Source organism: Burkholderia sp. SCN-KJ (assembly GCF_024656005.1).
Classification (GTDB): Bacteria; Pseudomonadota; Gammaproteobacteria; order Burkholderiales; family Burkholderiaceae; genus Burkholderia.
Genome location: NZ_JANKOG010000046.1, coordinates 1 through 17405 on the forward strand (window position 1 = coordinate 1; position 17405 = coordinate 17405).

The 17405-nt window shown below is 65.6% G+C and carries 18 protein-coding genes; 8 read left to right on the forward strand and 10 right to left on the reverse strand.

The window, feature by feature from the left end:
* Positions 1–207 precede the first annotated feature (207 nt).
* Together NQV17_RS36005 and phaR are read left to right on the forward strand one after the other, a co-directional pair.
* Complete coding sequence (locus NQV17_RS36005) at positions 208–948, forward strand: 3-ketoacyl-ACP reductase (protein WP_044848894.1); 741 nt, start codon at positions 208–210, stop codon at positions 946–948.
* 119 nt (positions 949–1067) lie between these two features.
* Positions 1068–1634, forward strand: coding sequence for a polyhydroxyalkanoate synthesis repressor PhaR (gene phaR / locus NQV17_RS36010; RefSeq protein WP_006478701.1), 567 nt, complete (start codon positions 1068–1070; stop codon positions 1632–1634).
* Positions 1635–1981: 347 nt separating this feature from the next.
* Here the strand turns inward: phaR and NQV17_RS36015 are convergent, their stop codons facing one another.
* The 8 genes from NQV17_RS36015 to NQV17_RS36050 all read right to left on the reverse strand — a co-directional run bounded on the left by NQV17_RS36015 (position 1982) and on the right by NQV17_RS36050 (position 8301).
* Positions 1982–2236 (reverse strand): hypothetical protein, encoded by a 255-nt coding sequence (locus NQV17_RS36015; RefSeq protein WP_257775899.1) that lies wholly within the window; start codon positions 2234–2236, stop codon positions 1982–1984.
* 256 nt (positions 2237–2492) lie between these two features.
* Complete coding sequence (locus tag NQV17_RS36020) at positions 2493–3839, reverse strand: pitrilysin family protein (RefSeq protein WP_257775900.1); 1347 nt, start codon at positions 3837–3839, stop codon at positions 2493–2495.
* Entirely contained in the window at positions 3836–5200 is a 1365-nt protein-coding gene (locus tag NQV17_RS36025; protein ID WP_257775901.1) for a pitrilysin family protein, read from the reverse strand. Before NQV17_RS36025 ends, NQV17_RS36020 begins: the two co-directional genes overlap by 4 nt.
* A gap of 57 nt (positions 5201–5257) precedes the next feature.
* Entirely contained in the window at positions 5258–5788 is a 531-nt protein-coding gene (locus NQV17_RS36030; RefSeq protein ID WP_257775902.1) for a hypothetical protein, read from the reverse strand.
* A gap of 243 nt (positions 5789–6031) precedes the next feature.
* Entirely contained in the window at positions 6032–6526 is a 495-nt protein-coding gene (locus NQV17_RS36035; protein ID WP_257775903.1) for an ISAs1 family transposase, read from the reverse strand.
* A gap of 230 nt (positions 6527–6756) precedes the next feature.
* Complete coding sequence (locus NQV17_RS36040) at positions 6757–7551, reverse strand: SDR family oxidoreductase (protein WP_257775904.1); 795 nt, start codon at positions 7549–7551, stop codon at positions 6757–6759.
* Between the two features lie 199 nt (positions 7552–7750).
* The gene (locus tag NQV17_RS36045) at positions 7751–8029 is read right to left on the reverse strand and encodes an AraC family transcriptional regulator (RefSeq protein ID WP_257775905.1); all 279 of its coding nucleotides are present in this window, start codon (positions 8027–8029) and stop codon (positions 7751–7753) included.
* A gap of 11 nt (positions 8030–8040) precedes the next feature.
* Positions 8041–8301: a hypothetical protein gene (locus NQV17_RS36050; RefSeq protein ID WP_257775906.1), complete on the reverse strand. Its 261-nt coding sequence runs from the start codon at positions 8299–8301 to the stop codon at positions 8041–8043.
* Positions 8302–8830: 529 nt separating this feature from the next.
* On the opposite strand from NQV17_RS36050, the gene rimO reads away from it, so the two are divergent.
* The 4 genes from rimO (at position 8831) to NQV17_RS36070 (ending at position 13166) form a co-directional block, all read left to right on the forward strand.
* Positions 8831–10192, forward strand: coding sequence for a 30S ribosomal protein S12 methylthiotransferase RimO (rimO, locus tag NQV17_RS36055; protein ID WP_257775907.1), 1362 nt, complete (start codon positions 8831–8833; stop codon positions 10190–10192).
* A gap of 3 nt (positions 10193–10195) precedes the next feature.
* Entirely contained in the window at positions 10196–11122 is a 927-nt protein-coding gene (locus NQV17_RS36060; protein WP_257775908.1) for a sugar kinase, read from the forward strand.
* 206 nt (positions 11123–11328) lie between these two features.
* Positions 11329–11871, forward strand: a complete 543-nt coding sequence (locus NQV17_RS36065) for a hypothetical protein (RefSeq protein WP_044848903.1) — start codon at positions 11329–11331, stop codon at positions 11869–11871.
* Between the two features lie 113 nt (positions 11872–11984).
* The gene (locus NQV17_RS36070) at positions 11985–13166 is read left to right on the forward strand and encodes a cystathionine beta-lyase (protein WP_257775909.1); all 1182 of its coding nucleotides are present in this window, start codon (positions 11985–11987) and stop codon (positions 13164–13166) included.
* Positions 13167–13254: 88 nt separating this feature from the next.
* Here the strand turns inward: NQV17_RS36070 and serB are convergent, their stop codons facing one another.
* Together serB and NQV17_RS36080 are read right to left on the reverse strand one after the other, a co-directional pair.
* Entirely contained in the window at positions 13255–14100 is an 846-nt protein-coding gene (gene serB, locus NQV17_RS36075; protein ID WP_257775910.1) for a phosphoserine phosphatase SerB, read from the reverse strand.
* Between the two features lie 215 nt (positions 14101–14315).
* Positions 14316–15263 carry a LysR family transcriptional regulator gene (locus NQV17_RS36080; RefSeq protein ID WP_257775911.1) on the reverse strand — a complete coding sequence of 316 codons (948 nt, stop codon included), beginning with the start codon at positions 15261–15263 and terminating at the stop codon, positions 14316–14318.
* 123 nt (positions 15264–15386) lie between these two features.
* Between NQV17_RS36080 and NQV17_RS36085 the strand changes: the two genes are divergently transcribed.
* Positions 15387–16403, forward strand: a complete 1017-nt coding sequence (locus NQV17_RS36085; protein ID WP_257775912.1) for a zinc-binding alcohol dehydrogenase family protein — start codon at positions 15387–15389, stop codon at positions 16401–16403.
* 261 nt (positions 16404–16664) lie between these two features.
* Positions 16665–17216, forward strand: coding sequence for a DUF6013 family protein (locus NQV17_RS36090; protein ID WP_257775913.1), 552 nt, complete (start codon positions 16665–16667; stop codon positions 17214–17216).
* Positions 17217–17405 lie beyond the last annotated feature (189 nt).

A 17405-nucleotide genomic window follows, 5' to 3' on the forward strand; every position in this document is an offset into this window, starting at 1 on the left:
AATGGCCAAGCGCGATGCGAAGCGCGGGCTGGCGTCGCTGTGCATCGGCGGCGGGATGGGCGTCGCGCTCGCGGTCGAACGTCCGTAACCGGTCGTTCGTCACTGCCAAACCAATCCGGGCGCCGGCCGATTGCGGCTTCGGCCGGTGCCACGTGAAGTCAGAGGGGCCTCCGGCGGCTCTCGAAACCAAAAAATGGAGTGAGATTTATGTCTCAGCGAATTGCGTACGTAACGGGCGGGATGGGCGGCATCGGCACCAGCATCTGCCAGCGTCTGTCGAAAGACGGCTTCAAGGTGGTCGCGGGTTGCGGCCCGAACTCGCCGCGTCGGGTGAAATGGCTCGAGGACCAGAAGGCGCTCGGCTACGATTTCATCGCGTCGGAAGGCAACGTCGGCGACTGGGACTCGACCAAGGCAGCGTTCGACAAGGTCAAGGCCGAAGTCGGCGAGATCGACGTGCTGGTCAACAACGCGGGCATCACGCGCGACGTCGTGTTCCGCAAGATGACGCATGAAGACTGGACGGCCGTGATCGACACCAACCTGACGAGCCTGTTCAACGTGACGAAGCAGGTGATCGACGGGATGGTCGAGCGCGGCTGGGGCCGGATCATCAACATTTCGTCGGTGAACGGCCAGAAGGGCCAATTCGGCCAGACCAACTATTCGACCGCGAAGGCCGGCATCCACGGTTTCACGATGTCGCTCGCGCAGGAAGTCGCGACGAAGGGCGTGACGGTCAACACCGTGTCGCCCGGCTACATCGGCACCGACATGGTGAAGGCGATCCGTCCGGACGTGCTCGAGAAGATCGTCGCGACGATTCCGGTGCGGCGTCTCGGTGCGCCGGAGGAAATCGGCTCGATCGTCGCGTGGCTCGCGTCGAACGATTCCGGCTTCTCGACCGGCGCCGACTTCTCGCTGAACGGCGGCCTGCACATGGGCTGAACGTCCGGGCTGCGCAGGCCGGACCGGCCGTGCAGCCTGGCGTTTCCGAAGGCCCCCGCCTCCCGGATCCGGGAGGCGGGGATTTGTCACTTGCGCTACGCTGCACCCAAAGGCGTTACATGACTACTACAAAGAAAACGGCCGAGCGGCTCATCAAGAAGTACCCGAACCGCCGGCTCTACGATACCGAGACGAGCACGTACATCACGCTGACCGACGTCAAGCAACTCGTGCTGGAACAGGAGGACTTCAAGGTCGTCGACGCGAAATCGAACGAAGACCTGACGCGCAGCATCCTGCTGCAGATCATCCTCGAGGAAGAGAGCGGCGGCGTGCCGATGTTCTCGTCGTCGATGCTGTCGCAGATCATTCGTTTCTACGGTCATGCGATGCAGGGCATGATGGGCACGTACCTGGAAAAGAACATCCAGGCGTTCATTGACATCCAGAACAAGCTCGCGGATCAATCGAAGAACCTGTACGAAGGCAACGCGATGAATCCGGAAGTCTGGTCGCAGTTCATGAACATGCAGGCGCCGATGATGCAAGGGATGATGACGAGCTACATCGAGCAGTCGAAGAACATGTTCGTGCAGATGCAGGAGCAGATGCAGAACCAGGCGAAGTCGATGTTCAGCACGTTCCCGTTCAAGCAGCCGGGCACGCCGGAGCCGGAGAAGAAGTAACGATGTCGCGGCAGGCCGGCCGCGGCGGCGCGAGCCGTCGGGCGTCGGTGCCGCGACGTGCGGCGGGTGTGATGCGGCCGGTCGCGTGCCCGGGCACGACGATGATTGGTGGCTCGCTGCCGCGAGATGTTGCCGACGGTCGTCCCTGATCGTCGGCACCGAATGCCCGTGCCCCTGGGTGGGGGCGGGCGTGACCGTCGTCCGGTCGATCGAATTCCAGGCAAGCAGCGAAATACAAGCGGGGCATGTCGCACCTGATCGTGCGCGCGCTGGCGCGGGCGGCCGCCGTTGTGTCGGACGGCGCGACGACGCGCCGCCTCAATGCCGGCATAGCGCGCCGGCTTCGCTCAAAGCGCGCGATCGAAATCCTGTTGATCGTCCGCCGGCGGCAGGTCGAGCACGAGCTTCACCGCGCAGTAGTTCGCCTTCAGCGAAAACACGCGGCCGATCACGAGGAACGTCTGCTGCGAGTTCTCGATCTCGACGAAATCGCCAGGCTGCGGCACGTGGGCGCCCTGGTCGTAGGAGAAACTGGTGCTGGTTTGCTCGCCGATGGCTTCTGCTGCGTGTTCGGTGAATTCGATCGTGATGTGGGTGGTCATGCGAGCCCCGTCGTGGGTGGAGTGAAGCGGTTGGAGGTTTCGATTCTCGCATAATGGCGGGTTGCGTCCGGGGCGATTGCCGTGCGCCGGCGGTTGCAGATCGTGCTGACCCGCCGGGCAACGGGTCACCGGAATGCGCACTCGTCGAGGATTTCTCACGAGCGCTGCAGAGAGCCTCCCGTTGGAGATGCGTGGCAGTGCGATGGCAGCGACCCGGCCGAAGCCGGGCGCGGCGCGGAACGAAGCGAGGCGGTGGTTAATTCTCTGCAAACGTGCCGGCTTCCACCAACGTCATCTTGTCGGGGGCCAGGTATGTGCGGATGGCGGTGTTGACCTGCTTGACGGTCAAGGCGCGGATGCGCTCGGCATAGGTGTCCAGGTCGCTCAGCGGGCGGTCCTGGAGCACCGTCTGGGCAATCATGGCGGCCATCTGCCCGGTGGTTTCCATGGAGACTTGATGGCGGCCGATCATGCCGTCCTTGCGTGCATCCAGCTCCGCCTGGGTAACGCCCTGTTTCCACCAGGCATCCAGAATGCGGCGCGTGCTGACGACGCCCTTGTCCAGCAGGGGCGGAGCGAAGCTGCTGGTGATGACGAATCCTCCGTCCATCAGGGAGAGTCCGGACAGGCCGGCACGGATGCCGTAGGTGAGGCCCTCCTTGTCTCGGACCCCTGTCATCAACCGGCCGGTGAAGCCGTTGCCCAGGATGTTGACGGCCGCGCTGAGGGGCAGGTAGTCGGCATCGTTCGCGCGCAGGTCGATGGCCTGACCCAGCATCACGCTGATGGATGCCTTGTCCTTCATCGCGATTCGCTGCGTGTCGGCCTGGCTCGCCTTGGGAGGCGGACCCTGTCGCACGAGGGCCTTGCCACCGCTCCAGCCCGCGAAGGCCTCGGTCACCATGGATTGAAGGCGGCCCGGGTCCGCTCCGCCCACTATCACCAGTGTCATATGCGCCGGTCCGTAATAGGTTCGATGAAACGTCTTGATATCGTCCAGCGTGGCAGCGGCAATGGCCTCGAGCATCCGCTCGCGCGGCACCGGGGCGTTGAGGTGCGCATCGGGATAAATGGACCGATGCAGCGCCTCCGTGGCCCGGACCGACGGGTTTTCTCCGGCGTTACGGACCGCGGCCTCCAGCCGGGTCTTGGCCTTGGCCAGCTCCTCCGGCCTGAAGGCCGGCAGGCGCAACTGCTCGGCCATCAGGTCGATCAGTGTCGGCAAATCCTTGGTCAGGCATTGGCCGTGTATGCCGACGTAGCCTCCGTCGGACTGGAACGACAACTGCGCGCCCAGGCTGTCCAGCAGCGCGGAGATCGCCACCTTGTCGCGACGGGCGCTGCCTTCCTGCAGCAACATGCCGGTCAGCAGGGGCACGGCAGGATTGGCTGTCTTGCTGGCCGCGTCGGCGTCGCCCAGGGGCATTACGCCGGCTAGGGACACCATTTCATGCGGCGACATCGGATACGTCAGCAGCGTGATGCTGCCGGCCTGCGCGCGCACGATGCGGTCGGCGATGCCTGCCTGAGCCGCAACAGGCAGCCACAGCACGGCAAGCCACACGAACCACGTCCGCAGATGGTTGAATCGAACCTGCTTCATGAAGATTGCTCCGGGACGAACCAGCCGGTCGTGCTCTGGTTTTCGATGAGGTACTTGCGGGCGACGCGCTGCACGTCGACGGGCGTCACCTTCTCCAGTTCTTCAAGCTCGGTGACGAACCGTGTCCAGTCGCCCAGCGAGACGGCTTTGCCCAATCGGGCGGACGTCAAGCTGACGCCGTCACGCTGGTAGATCTGATCGGCTCGGTAAGGCCCGAGTACCCGCTGGATATCCTCGCGAGTGACGCCCTCGGTCTTGATGCGCTCCAGTTCGGTCCAGGCGATTTTCTCGGCTTGCTCGTATTTCGCGTCGGGCGGCAGGCTGACCGTCACCACGAACGGACCGGGATCGCGCAGCGCATGGAAGCTGGCGCCGGCATGCGTGGCAACCTCGGTGTCAACCAGCGCGCGATATAGCGGGCTGCTCTTGCCCTGGCTCAATACCAGGCTCAGTACGGTCAGGGCCGCCGCATCGGGGTCAAGCGCGCGCGGCGCCTTGAAGGCGATGATCAGATTGCCCGTTGCGCCTGCGCGTTTGAGCACCAGCCTTCGCGGCCCCTGCTGCGGTGGCTCTTCGGTCGTGACAGCGGGGATGGCCTTGGGCGCGCGCGGGATGCCGCTGTAGTACTGCCTGACCCAGCCCAACGCGTGGTCCGGCCGAAAATCGCCGACCAGGATGACGACTGCGTTGTCCGGCCAGTAGTAGGTGTCGTAGAAACGGCGCAGCTTGTCCACGCTCACATGCTCGATGTCGCTACGCCAGCCAATGGTGGGATGGTGATAGGGGTGTGCCTGGTAAGCAGTCGCCATGACCTGCTGGAACAATGCGGTGAAAGGGCGGTTCTCGCCCCGCTCGTACTCGTTGCGTACCACCGTCATCTCGCTGGCCAGATCCTCCGGGCGCAGCAGGAGATTGCGCATGCGGTCGGCCTCGATGGCGATGTAGCCTTCCAGCGCATCGCGCCCGAGCGTGCCGAAGTAGTTGGTACGGTCCATCGAGGTGGTTGCGTTGAAGGTCGCGCCCACTCGCTCCATGTAGCTGTTCAGTGAGTTGCCGAGCGCCTTGTTGTAGTGACGGCTGCCCTTGAACATCAGGTGTTCGAGCAGGTGGGTGCCGCCGGTCGTGCCGGCGGCTTCGTTGCGTGAACCCACTTGGTACAACACCTGGAAACTGACCACCGTCGCAGCGGGATCGGGCAGGGCAAGCACGGTCAGACCGTTGGCATCCAGGCGGTATTCGTCGATACCGCCCAGGGAGCGGACATGGGTAAAGCCCGCTACGTCGACGGGTCGGGCCATCGCTGTGTCTGCAATCAACAGGCACAGCGAGAGCCCGGTGCATATCAAACGTCGTACTGACATGGAACTTCCTTTCGTGTAGGCAGGATGAACGCGGAAGATCGGGCGCTGGCTCGGCGGTCAGTTGACCTGCCTGACCTGCCATGGGTCGAGCGCGGCGAACGTGAAGTTCTTCATATTTCCCGATGCATGTTGACCGATGGCGCGTTGCGGGGACGTCGCTGCCATGATGCGCCCGTTGACGGCCATACGCTGTTTGACCGTCGATGCGTAGCGACAGACGGCGCGCTCTCCGTTGAATGTGCAGATCACCTGAAAGCGATTGTCGGGCTTGGACTTCCTCGATGGCGCATCGCCCTGGGGTTTGCCGGCGATCAACGTAGGCAGGAGACCGTCGGACGCTGAAGCACCGGAGGAAAACCTGGACTTGTCGTCGGTGGCCCAGTCGAGCGTGATGGCAATGGACGCGCGATCGGGCAGCCTGTCGCACGCAAAGAGATTCGGGGGCCAGCGGCCCGCGTTGACTCGTGCGGCATGCTGCCGTGCCGGTTCCGCGGTCGTGGGCGTGGCGGCCTCGGCGTTCATCGAGGCCGGTACGGCGACCAACAGCGCAAGTCGGCGCGCGAGCGCGCGCAAGGTGGTGACCTTCATTCGGCATCCCGTTCCAGGGTAAAGGGGATCGACGCGCGACCGCGATCGATATGCTCATGCGGCCCGATGGCGTGACATCGACGGTAGCGCGGCCTCGTGAGCCAAAATCGACCCGATGTGGCAATGCGCTTGGGGCAGGGCGATTCATGTGCGATGCTACTTCGCGCCCCAATCATCGTGAAATGAGACGAGTTCGAATTTTTGGGGCAGAGCCCGGTGTATCCAGGGCAATCGCATGAAACGTTACAAACGGAGAACAGCAGCGCGGTAACCGTCGCTGGCGCGCGCTTTGAGGCGTCGGTTCTTGATGCCGGCCTTCGTCGTCGTATCCGCTTTGAGCAGGTTCAGGCAGATGCGACGCAGGATCGCAAAGTTCTGGGCGGCGTTGTTGACGCGAACCCTGCACTGGTCTTCGCCGAAGGCCATGTCCAGCACCCAATGCATGCTGTCCTCGATACGCCAATGCGCCCGCACGGCCGGCGCGATGCGCGCTGCATTGGGACGCAAGCTCGACACGTAGTAACGCCGCTCGGTCGTCTTGGTATCGCCGATTTCGCGAGTGGCCTCGACCATCACGATCGAACTCTTCCCGATCAAACCGCTACGACTTGACTGAAGTTTGGCTGAGAAACGCAGCTTGCCTTCGCTTTCAAGCGCCCCGACGGTCTTCCATTGAGAAATGAGCGCCGGGATTTTTGCGTGAGCATCATGAGTTGCATCCACAAAGAGGAAGTCCATGCCCCTCGGGATTTTCATACCGTTTGCTTGGGCACGAACGCCGGACAGGCGTATGAACTCATTCAGATCGATGTCGGCGTGCGGGCTCGATAGCTGGTTACGAGCCGAACGGCATAGCACATCAGCATCTGGCGCTGTTTGACAATCGATGCTGAAAACAATATGTCATCCTTAACAACACCGTTTTCAGGACGCATTTTGATTACGTTGCGCTCATCCGCCAGCCTCGCTCACGCCAACTGCATCGGCACTGGCCAGTCGTCCGGCCGGAGCAGGGCATCCGTGCCACCGTCGAGCCAGATCACCGAGCCGCACATGAATCGGGACTCCGTTCCGAGCAAGAACGCGATGAGCGAGGCGACTTCTTCAGGTGTTCCCGGGCGGCCAACGGGTATCGGAAAGGCGTCGAGCTGACGTGCGATGTCGGGATCGCTACGACCTTCAGTCGTGAGCGCCGTCTCGATCAATCCCGGTGCAATCGCGTTTAATCGTATTCCGCTTCCGATCCAGTCCTTCCCTGGCGCCAAACGCCTGACAAATCGGGCAATCGCGGCCTTTGTCGCGGGATAGGTCAATACGGGTCCGAACGTGTCGGCCATCGTGCAGGCGAGCGTTTCATCCCCGCACAGACACGCGGCGGCCAGTGCTTCGGGCCACCCGGGTTGGGCCGTAGACGAGTTGGAACTGATGACGACGACCGACGCGTTTCCCGACGCCGCGAGAGCCGGCCTCAGTCCGGACAACAGAACGGCCGTGCCGAAGTAATTGATCGCGGCGACTTCCGCGCCACGACGATGCGGGAAGCCGCCGACCCCGGCACAGGTCACCAGGCCGTCGAGGCGACCGTCCGAAAGCGCGTTGATGCGTTCGATGGCGAACCGTCGACCCGGCTCGGAACCCAGGTCGCAGACAACATCGGCCTGGTGACGGTCGACGCTGATGACTCGATGCCCTTCACTGACCAGGCGCGCTTGCGTTGCCGCTCCGATGCCGGAAGCGGTTCCCGTCACTGCAATCGTACCCATCTGCTTACTCCTTCGATGTGTGTCCATCTTTACTCAGGAACGTGCGGACAGGCTGCCTCAATGACGATTGCAAATCTTCATTCAAATGGACTACTTCGGCGATATCGCACTGGAGAGTTCGCAGACGGCGGAAACAGCGCGCGCAATGCGCCGTACGAGCTGTCCTCGGTTCGCAGGCGCCGACGCAGTGTCGCCGTGCTTATAGGGAATAGTTGTGCCACGGTTTCGCAGCTGGGTGCGCCCCCTCGGTGCTGCAGTGCGTCGAGCAATAGCAGGCGTCGGGAATCGCTGCCAGACCGAAATCGAATGGAAAGTAGTCGATGATGGCTTCCAGCTCGGAATACGAACGGACCACCTTATGGTTCAGCAGACGAGCAGGGAAGCTGAACGAGTTGACCGGCTGATCGAAGCACAGCGGCGCGTCGAACACGTCGATCAATTGATGCAACGGATCCGGTGGCGGATACGCGAGCGCCACTTCCTTCAAATTCAGCGGGCGGCCGACCCGGACACGGAGTCAATCAGGTTCTGGTTCGCGTGCGCGCGAATGCATTGAACGATGATCGTGCGCGATTTCACCGTCGTTTCGGTACACGCTGGCAGCCGGGCAAGTTTCGAAGCAATGAATCGGGCCATCGAGCAGCATCGTCTGCGTCCGGTAATCGGGGAGCGCTTTTCGTTTGGCGAGCGCCGGACGCTTATCGCAATCTGCAGGGCGAGGCTCATTTCGGCAAGGTAGTGATCGGGCATGATGGTTAGGTCGGTTAGTGGGTGGCCAACAGATGTCGAGGATGACCGCCGAACACGGTGGTCAGGCCGAGAAGCGGGGCGAAAGTGGATGTGCGGCCGATCGGCGCCGACTTTCCATCTGCAAGGAGCCCCTAGGTTGGTGCTGTCGACGCGACGGTGATGCCGTCGGTGACGAGCTTGGGGGAACTGCGTCCGCGTCGGTAACGACGCAAGGCCGAAACGGGTTAGGCCCAACTCGGCTCGGCTCGATGGATCCGACCCTCCGCGCACGGCGGACGTGTTCGGCATGTGGCAATCCCGGCTACGCGCAGGGAACACCCGCGAGGCCCTTGGCGCTGGTGCCGGCGACGGAGACCACCCCCATTCGCCCCGAACTGAAAGGGACGCATCAAGCGCGACGGAGTCGGCCAGCCGCCGGCCAGCTCATTCGAGCAGGCCGCTGGCACCGCCACCAACCGCCGTTTTTGCCTCGCTGACCCATAAATAGCTGTAAACTCACGCTTTTGCCGCCACGCCCCCACACATCCAGATGTCCCAGTCCCCCAAAGTAGGCTTCGTGTCGCTCGGGTGCCCGAAAGCCCTCGTCGACTCCGAACAAATCATCACGCAATTGCGTGCCGAAGGTTATGAAATCTCCGGCACCTACGACGGCGCCGACATCGTCGTCGTGAACACCTGCGGCTTCATCGACGAAGCCGTGCAGGAAAGCCTCGACGCGATCGGCGAAGCGCTGACCGAGAACGGCAAGGTGATCGTCACCGGCTGCCTCGGCGCGAAGTCGAGCGCGAGCGGCTCGAACCTGATCGAGGAAGTCCACCCGAAGGTGCTCGCCGTCACCGGCCCGCACGCGGTGGGCGAAGTGATGCAGGCCGTGCATTCGCACCTGCCGAAGCCGCACGACCCGTTCACCGACCTGGTGCCGGCGGCCGGCATCAAGCTCACGCCGCGTCACTACGCATACCTGAAGATTTCCGAAGGCTGCAACCACCGTTGCACGTTCTGCATCATCCCGTCGATGCGCGGCGACCTCGTGTCGCGTCCGGTCGCCGAAGTGATGCTGGAAGCCGAGAACCTCTTCAAGTCCGGCGTGAAGGAACTGCTCGTGATCTCGCAGGACACGAGCGCATACGGCGTCGACGTGAAGTACCGCACCGGCTTCTGGAACGGCAAGCCGATCAAGACGCGCATGACCGACCTCGTCGCCGCGCTCGGCGAACTCGCCGCACAGTACGGCGCATGGGTGCGCCTGCACTACGTGTACCCGTATCCGAGCGTCGACGAAGTCATTCCGCTGATGGCCGAAGGCCCGTTCAAGGGCCACGTGCTGCCGTATCTCGACGTGCCGTTCCAGCACGCGCATCCGGACGTGCTGAAGCGCATGAAGCGCCCGGCGAACGCCGAGAAGGTGCTCGAGCGCGTGCAGAAGTGGCGCGAGATCTGCCCGGACCTGACGATCCGCAGCACGTTCATCGCCGGCTTCCCCGGCGAGACGGAAGAACAGTTCGAAACGCTGCTCGACTTCATCCGCGAGGCGGAGCTCGATCGCGTCGGCTGCTTTGCGTATTCGCCGGTCGAAGGCGCGACCGCGAACGAACTCGACGGCGCGCTGCCGGACGAGGTGCGCGAAGAACGCCGCGCGCGCTTCATGGAAGTGGCCGAGGAAGTGTCGGCGCAGCGCATCCAGCGCAAGGTCGGCAAGACCCTCAAGGTGCTGATCGACGAAGTCGGCGAAGAAGGCGGCATCGGCCGCACGGCGGCGGATGCGCCGGAGATCGACGGCGTCGTCTACGTCGAGCCGGCGACCAAGGCGTCGAAGCGCTACAAGGTCGGCGATTTCGTGTCGGTGAAGATCACGGGCGCGGACGGCCACGACCTGTGGGGCGAGGTTTAAGCGATGACCGCCGCACTGCCGCAGATCCTCGCGCTCGGCGAGGCGATGATCGAATTCAACCAGTCGCAGCCGGGCCGGCCGGAGTTCCTGCAAGGCTTCGGCGGCGACACGTCGAACTTCTGCATCGCCGCCGCGCGCCAGGGCGCGTCGACGGGCTTCGTGTCGGCGATCGGCGACGATCCGTTCGGCCGCCTGCTGACCGAGATGTGGGCGGCGGAGCACGTCGATACGACGTACGTACGGATCGACCGCACGGCGCCGACCGGCGTGTATTTCGTCACGCACGGTGCTGACGGCCACCAGTTCGACTATCTGCGCGCGGGTTCCGCCGCGAGCCGCTACGCGGTGGCCGATCTGCCGCTCGATGCGCTGGCCGCGGCACGGGCCGTGCACCTGTCGGGCATCAGCCTCGCGATCGGCACGGCCGCGTGCGACGCCGCGTTCGCGGCGATCGACCACGCGCGCAGCAACGGCGCGCAGGTCAGCTTCGACACGAACCTGCGCCTGAAGCTGTGGCCGCTGCCGCGTGCCCGCGCGGTGATGCGCGAAGCGCTGCGCCAGACGGACATCTGCCTGCCGAGCTGGGACGACGTCACGGCGCTCACCGGTGCGAACGACCGCGACGCGATCGTCGATGCGATGCTCGAGCACGGGCCGCGGGTCGTCGCGCTGAAACTCGGCAAGGAAGGCGCGTACGTGGCGACGCCGAACGAACGGCGCGTGGTGCCGGGCTTCGCGGTCGAAGCCGTCGACGCGACGGGCGCGGGCGACTGCTTCGGCGGTGCGTTCGTTGCGCGGATCGTCGCAGGCGACGATCCGTTCGCGGCCGCGCGTTATGCGAACGCGGCGGCGGCACTGTCGACGACCGGCTACGGCGCGGTCGCGCCGATTCCGCGCCGCGACGCGGTGGAACGCCTGATGCAGGGCTGACGCGGCTCTCGCACGCCGGCTACGCGACGTGTTCACTCGAACGCCCGGATGACGGGCGACGTGAACGGCTGGCGAGCGGTGTGCGTACCGCGCTCGGCGCTTGAGCATCGGCGGTCGCCACGTGCGCGTGGCGATCGATGTGCAGCGGCGACGCGCAGCATGTCGCCGCGATTTTCGAGCGAATCTGAAGCAAGGAGCAACATAAGGTGGGTCGATATTCGCAATGGCAACGGGCGCTGGTGATTGCTGGCGCGCTGGCGGCGGGCCTCGCGATGCCGGGCGTGGTCGCGGCACAGGCCGCCGCGCCGGGCGCGCAGCAGGATGAAGCGGCGCCCGCACGGCCGCTGCGGCCCAATCCGGAATTCGCCCGCCTGCCGCGTTACGAAGGCACGCTCGGCGATCGGCCGATCGTCGTGCATCTCGGCCCGAAGACGGACGAGGAAGGCGTGCACGGCGAATACCAGTTCGCGGACACGGGCGAGGTGGTGCTGCTCGCCGGCGATCGCGACGGCGACACGCTCGAGATCGAGGAATCGAACGACGGCACGAACATCACGGGCGTGTGGATCGGCCGCTTCGACGCGACGGGCGAGCTGAAGGCCGACCGGATGAACTCGGACGAATCGGATCCGCAACCCGTCGTGTTGCGCCTGGCGCCAGGCAAGCGCGCGGCGCTGCAGGTACGCGACGGCCGCGTGCAGGAAATCGAGACGGTCGGCAACGTCGTCAATCTGCGCACCGACGACTGAGCGCGCGCTGGCTCGGCGCATGCGGCGCGCATTGTACCGGGCCAACCGCGCCGATTTTGGCTAACCTAGCGACCTATTCCGCAACCGAACGGCCTTTCTCCGGGCCTCCTGCCATGACTGCATCCACTCCGAAGCGCGCACTCCAGACCCGCATCGTTCAACCCGACGACAACATCCCGGATGGCTTCCGTTCGTTCGTGCCGCCGGTCGAGCGTGCGTCGACGGTCGTGTTCCCCGATCTCGCGACGATGCGCGCGCTGGTCTGGCACGACGACAACCAGTGGCGCTACGGGCTGCATGCGACCCCGACGTCGCTCGCGCTCGCGCAGCGGCTCGCCGAGATCGAAGGCGGCTCGCATGCGCTGCTGCAGCCGTCGGGTCTCGCGGCGATCATGAACGTCTATTTCGGGATCGTGAAGGCGGGCGACGACGTGTTGATCCCGCACAACGTCTACGGGCCGAACGCCGATCTCGGCAACTGGCTCGCGAAGGATTTCGGCATCACCGCGCGCTTCTACGATCCGCTCGTCGGCGCCGGCATCGCCGACCTGATCCAGCCGAACACGCGGCTGATCTGGATCGAGGCGCCGGGCTCGGTGACGATGGAAGTGCCCGACGTGCGTGCGATCACGGCGGTCGCGCAGGCGCGCGGCATCGTCACCGCGATCGACAACACGTATTCGGCCGGGCTCGCGTTCAAGCCGTTCGAGCATGGCGTCGACATCTCGGTGCAGGCGCTGACCAAGTATCAATCGGGCGGTAGCGACGTGCTGATGGGCGCGACGATCACCGCGAGTGCGGCGCTGCAGGCGCAACTGAAGCTCGCCCGGATGCGCTGCGGGATCGGCGTGTCGGTCGACGACTGCTCGCTCGTGCTGCGCAGCCTGCCGAGCATGCAGGTGCGCTTCGATGCGCACAGCAAGAGCGCGCTCGCGCTCGCGCAATGGCTGAAGGCGCGCCCGGAGATCGCGGCCGTGCTGCACCCGCAACTGCCGGACTGTCCGGGGCACGCATCGTTCGTGCGCGACTTCACCGGCGCGGGCGGGCTGTTCTCGGTGGTGTTCGACGAGCGCTACAGTGCCGAGAAGATCGATCGTTTCGTCGAGGCGCTCGAGCTGTTCGCGATCGGCTGGAGCTGGGGCGGCGCGTGCAGCCTCGCGATGCCTTACGACGTGGCATCGATGCGCCCGGACTGGCCGCATCGCGGCACGCTGGTACGCTTCTACGTCGGTCTCGAAGACGAAGCCGACCTGCGCGCGGATATCGAGCGCGCAATGCAGTCCACGCTCGGCTGAGCACCGAACCCCGAGCGGAACAACAGAACGCCCGCGCGATGTTGCATCGCGCGGGCGTTTTTCATGGGCGGCTTGCGCGGATCGGAAATCAGAACAGCCGCAGCAGCCCGTCGAGGCCGACGTGGTCGAATGCGACGGTGGCCGCATCGCGCACGACGGGCTTCGCGTGGAATGCGACCGACAGCCCGGCTTCGGCCATCATCTTCAGGTCGTTCGAGCCGTCGCCCATCGCGATCGCGCGGCTCGGCTCGATGCCGAGCGATGCGCAGGTATCGCGCAGCAGGCGCGCCTTGACGTCGGCGTTGACGATCTCGCCGAGCACCTTGCCGGTCAGCTTGCCGTCGACGATCTCGAGCGTGTTCGCGTGCGCGAAGTCGAGGCCGAGGCGCGCCTTCAGGCGCTCGGTGAAGAACGTGAAGCCGCCCGACACGAGCAGCGTCTTCAGGCCCGCGGCCTTCACGCCGGCGAGCATCGTCTCCGCGCCGGGCGACAGCTGCAGCCGTTCCTCGTACACGCGCTCGAGCGCCTGCGCGTCGAGCCCCGCGAGCAGCGCGACGCGGCGCGTGAGGCTTTCGTTGAAGTCGCGGATCTCGCCGCGCATCGCCGCTTCGGTGATCTCGGCGACCTGCGTCTTCAGCCCGCAGAAATCGGCGATCTCGTCGATGCATTCGATCGTGATCAGCGTCGAGTCCATGTCCATCACGACGAGCCCGAAATCGCTCAACGCGCGGCCGGCTTCGACGAAGCCGAAGTCGAGCGCATGCGTGCCGCAGTACGCGTCGATGTCGAGACGCTGCGTTGGGTTGGCGTTTTCGATGCGCAGCGCGTGATCGTCGGTCTGCACGATGCGGGTGCCGCGCGACAGCGCGAGCAGCGGTTTGTGATGCGCGTCCGACAACGGCGCGAGACTCTGGATGACGAGGTTGTGGGTCATGACGGAATGATAGGAAGCGAATGAAACGCGTGCGCGGCCGGCATGCGGCCGCCTGCGAACGCGGGCCCCGTTCGGCGTCGGGCCGTTGCGTCGCGAACGCGCCATTGTAGCCGGTTGGTATCCGGGCGCGGCCGGATCGACGCCGGGAGCCGGCGCGGGCGCCGTGCCGGGTGCCGCGCGCACGGCGATCCGGCGGACGGTGCGGGCTATTCGGGCTATTCGTGCGATTGCCGGTCGCGATCCCAGTAAGGCGGATCGCCGAAGTGTTCGGCCAGGAACGCGATGAACGCGAGCGTCTTCAACGGCACGTGCGCGCGGCTCGGATAGACGGCCCAGATCGCGACGTCGTTCGCGAACGGGTAGTCGTCGAGCACGGTGACGAGCGCGCCGCTCGCGAGCAGTGGGCCGACGTCCCAGGTCGACTTGATCGCGATGCCGAAGCCGTCGACGAGCGCTTCGCGGATCGCTTCGCCGTTGCTCGCGACGAGCCGGCCACCGACCCGCACGGTGAGCGGGCCTTGCGGCGTGACGAACGACCAGTCGCGCTGGTCGCCGAGGATCACGCATTCGTGCTGCGCGAGGTCGGCCGGATGGCGCGGCGTGCCGTGTTCGGCGAGATACGCGGGCGAGCAGCACAGCACGCGCCGGTTCGTGGCGAGCCTGCGTGCGACCAGCGTCGAATCCTTCAGCGCGCCGAGGCGGATCGCGACGTCGTAGCCGTCGTCGACGAGGTCGACGATCTCGTCGGACAGCCGCAGGTCGAGCGACACGGACGGGTAGCGGCGCAGGAACGCGGGAATCACGGGCGCGACGTGCTGGCGGCCGAACGACGACGACATCGACACTTTCAGCCGCCCGTACGGCTCGCTGCGGCCGTGGCCGACCGAGGCGCGCGCGGCGTCGGCGGCCGACAGCAGCGCCTCGGCGCGGGCCATGAAGACTTCGCCGTCCTGCGTCAGGCTGATGCGGCGCGTGGTGCGATGCAGCAAACGCGCGCCGAGCTGGCGCTCCAGCTGCGCGATGCGCGCGCTCGCGACCGCGGCCGATACGCCGAACTCGCGCCCGGCCGCGCTCACGTTCGCGAGCAGCGCGGCGCGCACGAACAGGCCGACGTCGAGCAGGTCGAGCGGCTTGTCGGGGGCGGGAATCGGATCGGATGCCATTATTCTGAAATTCCTGAAAATGTTTCAGGAAATATAGCGGTTTTCTCAAATGATCGGGGCGCCTACGATGGCATGCATGGGGCTGCGCCGCGGCCCGCCCGATTTCCCTGAAGGAGTTTCGTGATGAAAGCCGTTGGACTGACCCGTTACCTGCCGATCGACGACCCGCAGGCGCTCGTCGACGTGGAACTGCCGCAACCGGTGCCGGGCCCGCGCGACCTGCTCGTGAAGGTCGAGGCGATCTCCGTGAACCCGGTCGACACCAAGGTGCGCGCGCCGAAACCGCAGGTCGAGGAGACGCCGCGCGTGCTCGGCTGGGATGCGGCCGGCACGGTCGTCGCGGTCGGTGCCGAGGTCACGCTGTTCCGGCCGGGCGACGAGGTGTTCTACGCGGGCAGCATCACGCGGCCCGGCGCGAACAGCGAATTCCACGCGGTCGACGAGCGGATCGCCGCGCTCAAGCCGCGCTCGCTCGATTTCGCAGCGTCGGCCGCGTTGCCGCTCACCGCGCTGACCGCCTGGGAGGCGCTGTTCGACCGGCTGCGCGTGTCGCCGCAGGGCGCCGACGCGGGCAAGTCGGTGCTGATCATCGGCGGCGCGGGCGGGGTGGGTTCGATCGCGATCCAGCTCGCGAAGACGCTCGCCGGGCTGCGCGTGATCGCGACCGCGTCGCGGCCGGCGTCGGCCGAATGGGTGCGCTCGCTCGGCGCGGACGACGTGGTCGATCATTTCGGCGACCTGCCCGCGCAACTGCGTGACATCGGCCATCCGAGCGTCGACTACGTGCTGATCTTCAACGACACGGACCGTCATTTCCCTGCCGCGGCGGAAGTCATTCGCCCGCAGGGCGGCATTTGCACGATCGTCGAGAACGAGAAGCCGATTCCGGTCGAGCAACTGAAGGCGAAGAGCGCCGCGTTTCACTGGGAATTCATGTTCACGCGCGCGATGTTCGAGACGCCGGACATGATCGAGCAGCACAAGATCCTGACCGAGGTGGCGCGGCTCGTCGACGGCGGCACGCTGCGCACGACGCTCGGCGAACAGCTCGGCACGATCAACGCCGCGAACGTGCGGCGCGCGCATCAGCTGCTCGAAGCCGGGCGCGCGATCGGCAAGCTGGTTCTGAGCGGCTTCTGAGCGCCGCAGACCCGTCGCTTCGCGCCAGGCGCCGATGGGCATCCCCCAAGGGGATTTCCTTCGGGGCGGAAAACCTGGGTCTGCCCGGCGTGTTCCCGAGCGCCGGCGTCGCGCGTACGGGATGCCGCGTCGCGAACGCAAGCGGGGTAACACCCGATGCGTTTGCGGCGCATTGCATGCCGCTTGGCGGTAGACTGGCAACGCATCATGCATCGAAAACCGCGCGGCACGCGCGTGCCGCCGCATTACAAGGAGGTCAGCATGAGCCAACGCAGCTTGTCAGTCGCCGCATCGTGGTCTGCCGTGTTCGCGGCGGCGTGCGTCAGCGCGAGCGTATTCGCGGCGCCGCCGGTCAAGGGCAGCCTGAAGGGCGGCGGGACAGGGCAGCTCGAATACACCGTCAAGGTCGATTCGAAGACCTTCGGCAATACGCAGGAGACCCGCAAGATCCGCTCGGGCGAAACGGACGACTTCAACTGGAAGTCGGTGCCGCCGGGCGGCGCGGTCGCGATGCCGGACGGTTGCCCGAACGCCGACAACCTGCCGCGCGACGCGAACGGCGCGATGGTGCGCCAGACCCAGGTGCGGCTCGCGCCGTCGGTCGACGCGAAGGGGATCGCGAACGTGCAGATGAGCTTCCAGGCGGCCGCGCCGAAAGGCACGCGCAACGTGAGCGCGGGCGGCAAGTCGCTGCAGTGCCCGGATGTCGTGTCGGTGAGCCAGGTCAAGTGGGTGTCGATTTCGACCAATGGCGGGTCGAAGTCCGTCTCGCTGAGCGACGGCACGAAAGTGACGGTGTCGATCAAGCGCTGAGCGGTGCGCGCGGGCCGGCAAGACGTCCGGTGCGTGCGCAACCAACCGCGATGCGTATCCGGTGATCCGGGCAGGGCCGCGCGTGACGGTTTCGTGGCGCGCGGCTTCGGGCATTCCCGTTGTTTGAGGTTTGACGTGCGTCACGTCCGGCGCGCACCGACAGCGCGGCCATTCGCCCTGCGACGCGCG

What these genes read in the sequence shown, in the direction of transcription:
- rimO (WP_257775907.1), top strand. Translation starts at nt 8,831, where the DNA reads ATGTCCCAGTCCCCCAAAGTAGGCTTCGTGTCGCTCGGGTGCCCGAAA.
- NQV17_RS36060 (WP_257775908.1), top strand. Translation starts at nt 10,196, where the DNA reads ATGACCGCCGCACTGCCGCAGATCCTCGCGCTCGGCGAGGCGATGATC.
- NQV17_RS36080 (WP_257775911.1), bottom strand. Translation starts at nt 15,263, where the DNA reads ATGGCATCCGATCCGATTCCCGCCCCCGACAAGCCGCTCGACCTGCTC.
- NQV17_RS36090 (WP_257775913.1), top strand. Translation starts at nt 16,665, where the DNA reads ATGAGCCAACGCAGCTTGTCAGTCGCCGCATCGTGGTCTGCCGTGTTC.
- NQV17_RS36005 (WP_044848894.1), top strand. Translation starts at nt 208, where the DNA reads ATGTCTCAGCGAATTGCGTACGTAACGGGCGGGATGGGCGGCATCGGC.
- serB (WP_257775910.1), bottom strand. Translation starts at nt 14,100, where the DNA reads ATGACCCACAACCTCGTCATCCAGAGTCTCGCGCCGTTGTCGGACGCG.
- NQV17_RS36015 (WP_257775899.1), bottom strand. Translation starts at nt 2,236, where the DNA reads ATGACCACCCACATCACGATCGAATTCACCGAACACGCAGCAGAAGCC.
- NQV17_RS36085 (WP_257775912.1), top strand. Translation starts at nt 15,387, where the DNA reads ATGAAAGCCGTTGGACTGACCCGTTACCTGCCGATCGACGACCCGCAG.
- phaR (WP_006478701.1), top strand. Translation starts at nt 1,068, where the DNA reads ATGACTACTACAAAGAAAACGGCCGAGCGGCTCATCAAGAAGTACCCG.
- NQV17_RS36035 (WP_257775903.1), bottom strand. Translation starts at nt 6,526, where the DNA reads ATGGACTTCCTCTTTGTGGATGCAACTCATGATGCTCACGCAAAAATC.
- NQV17_RS36050 (WP_257775906.1), bottom strand. Translation starts at nt 8,301, where the DNA reads ATGCCCGATCACTACCTTGCCGAAATGAGCCTCGCCCTGCAGATTGCG.
- NQV17_RS36040 (WP_257775904.1), bottom strand. Translation starts at nt 7,551, where the DNA reads ATGGGTACGATTGCAGTGACGGGAACCGCTTCCGGCATCGGAGCGGCA.
- NQV17_RS36070 (WP_257775909.1), top strand. Translation starts at nt 11,985, where the DNA reads ATGACTGCATCCACTCCGAAGCGCGCACTCCAGACCCGCATCGTTCAA.
- NQV17_RS36025 (WP_257775901.1), bottom strand. Translation starts at nt 5,200, where the DNA reads ATGTCAGTACGACGTTTGATATGCACCGGGCTCTCGCTGTGCCTGTTG.
- NQV17_RS36030 (WP_257775902.1), bottom strand. Translation starts at nt 5,788, where the DNA reads ATGAAGGTCACCACCTTGCGCGCGCTCGCGCGCCGACTTGCGCTGTTG.
- NQV17_RS36020 (WP_257775900.1), bottom strand. Translation starts at nt 3,839, where the DNA reads ATGAAGCAGGTTCGATTCAACCATCTGCGGACGTGGTTCGTGTGGCTT.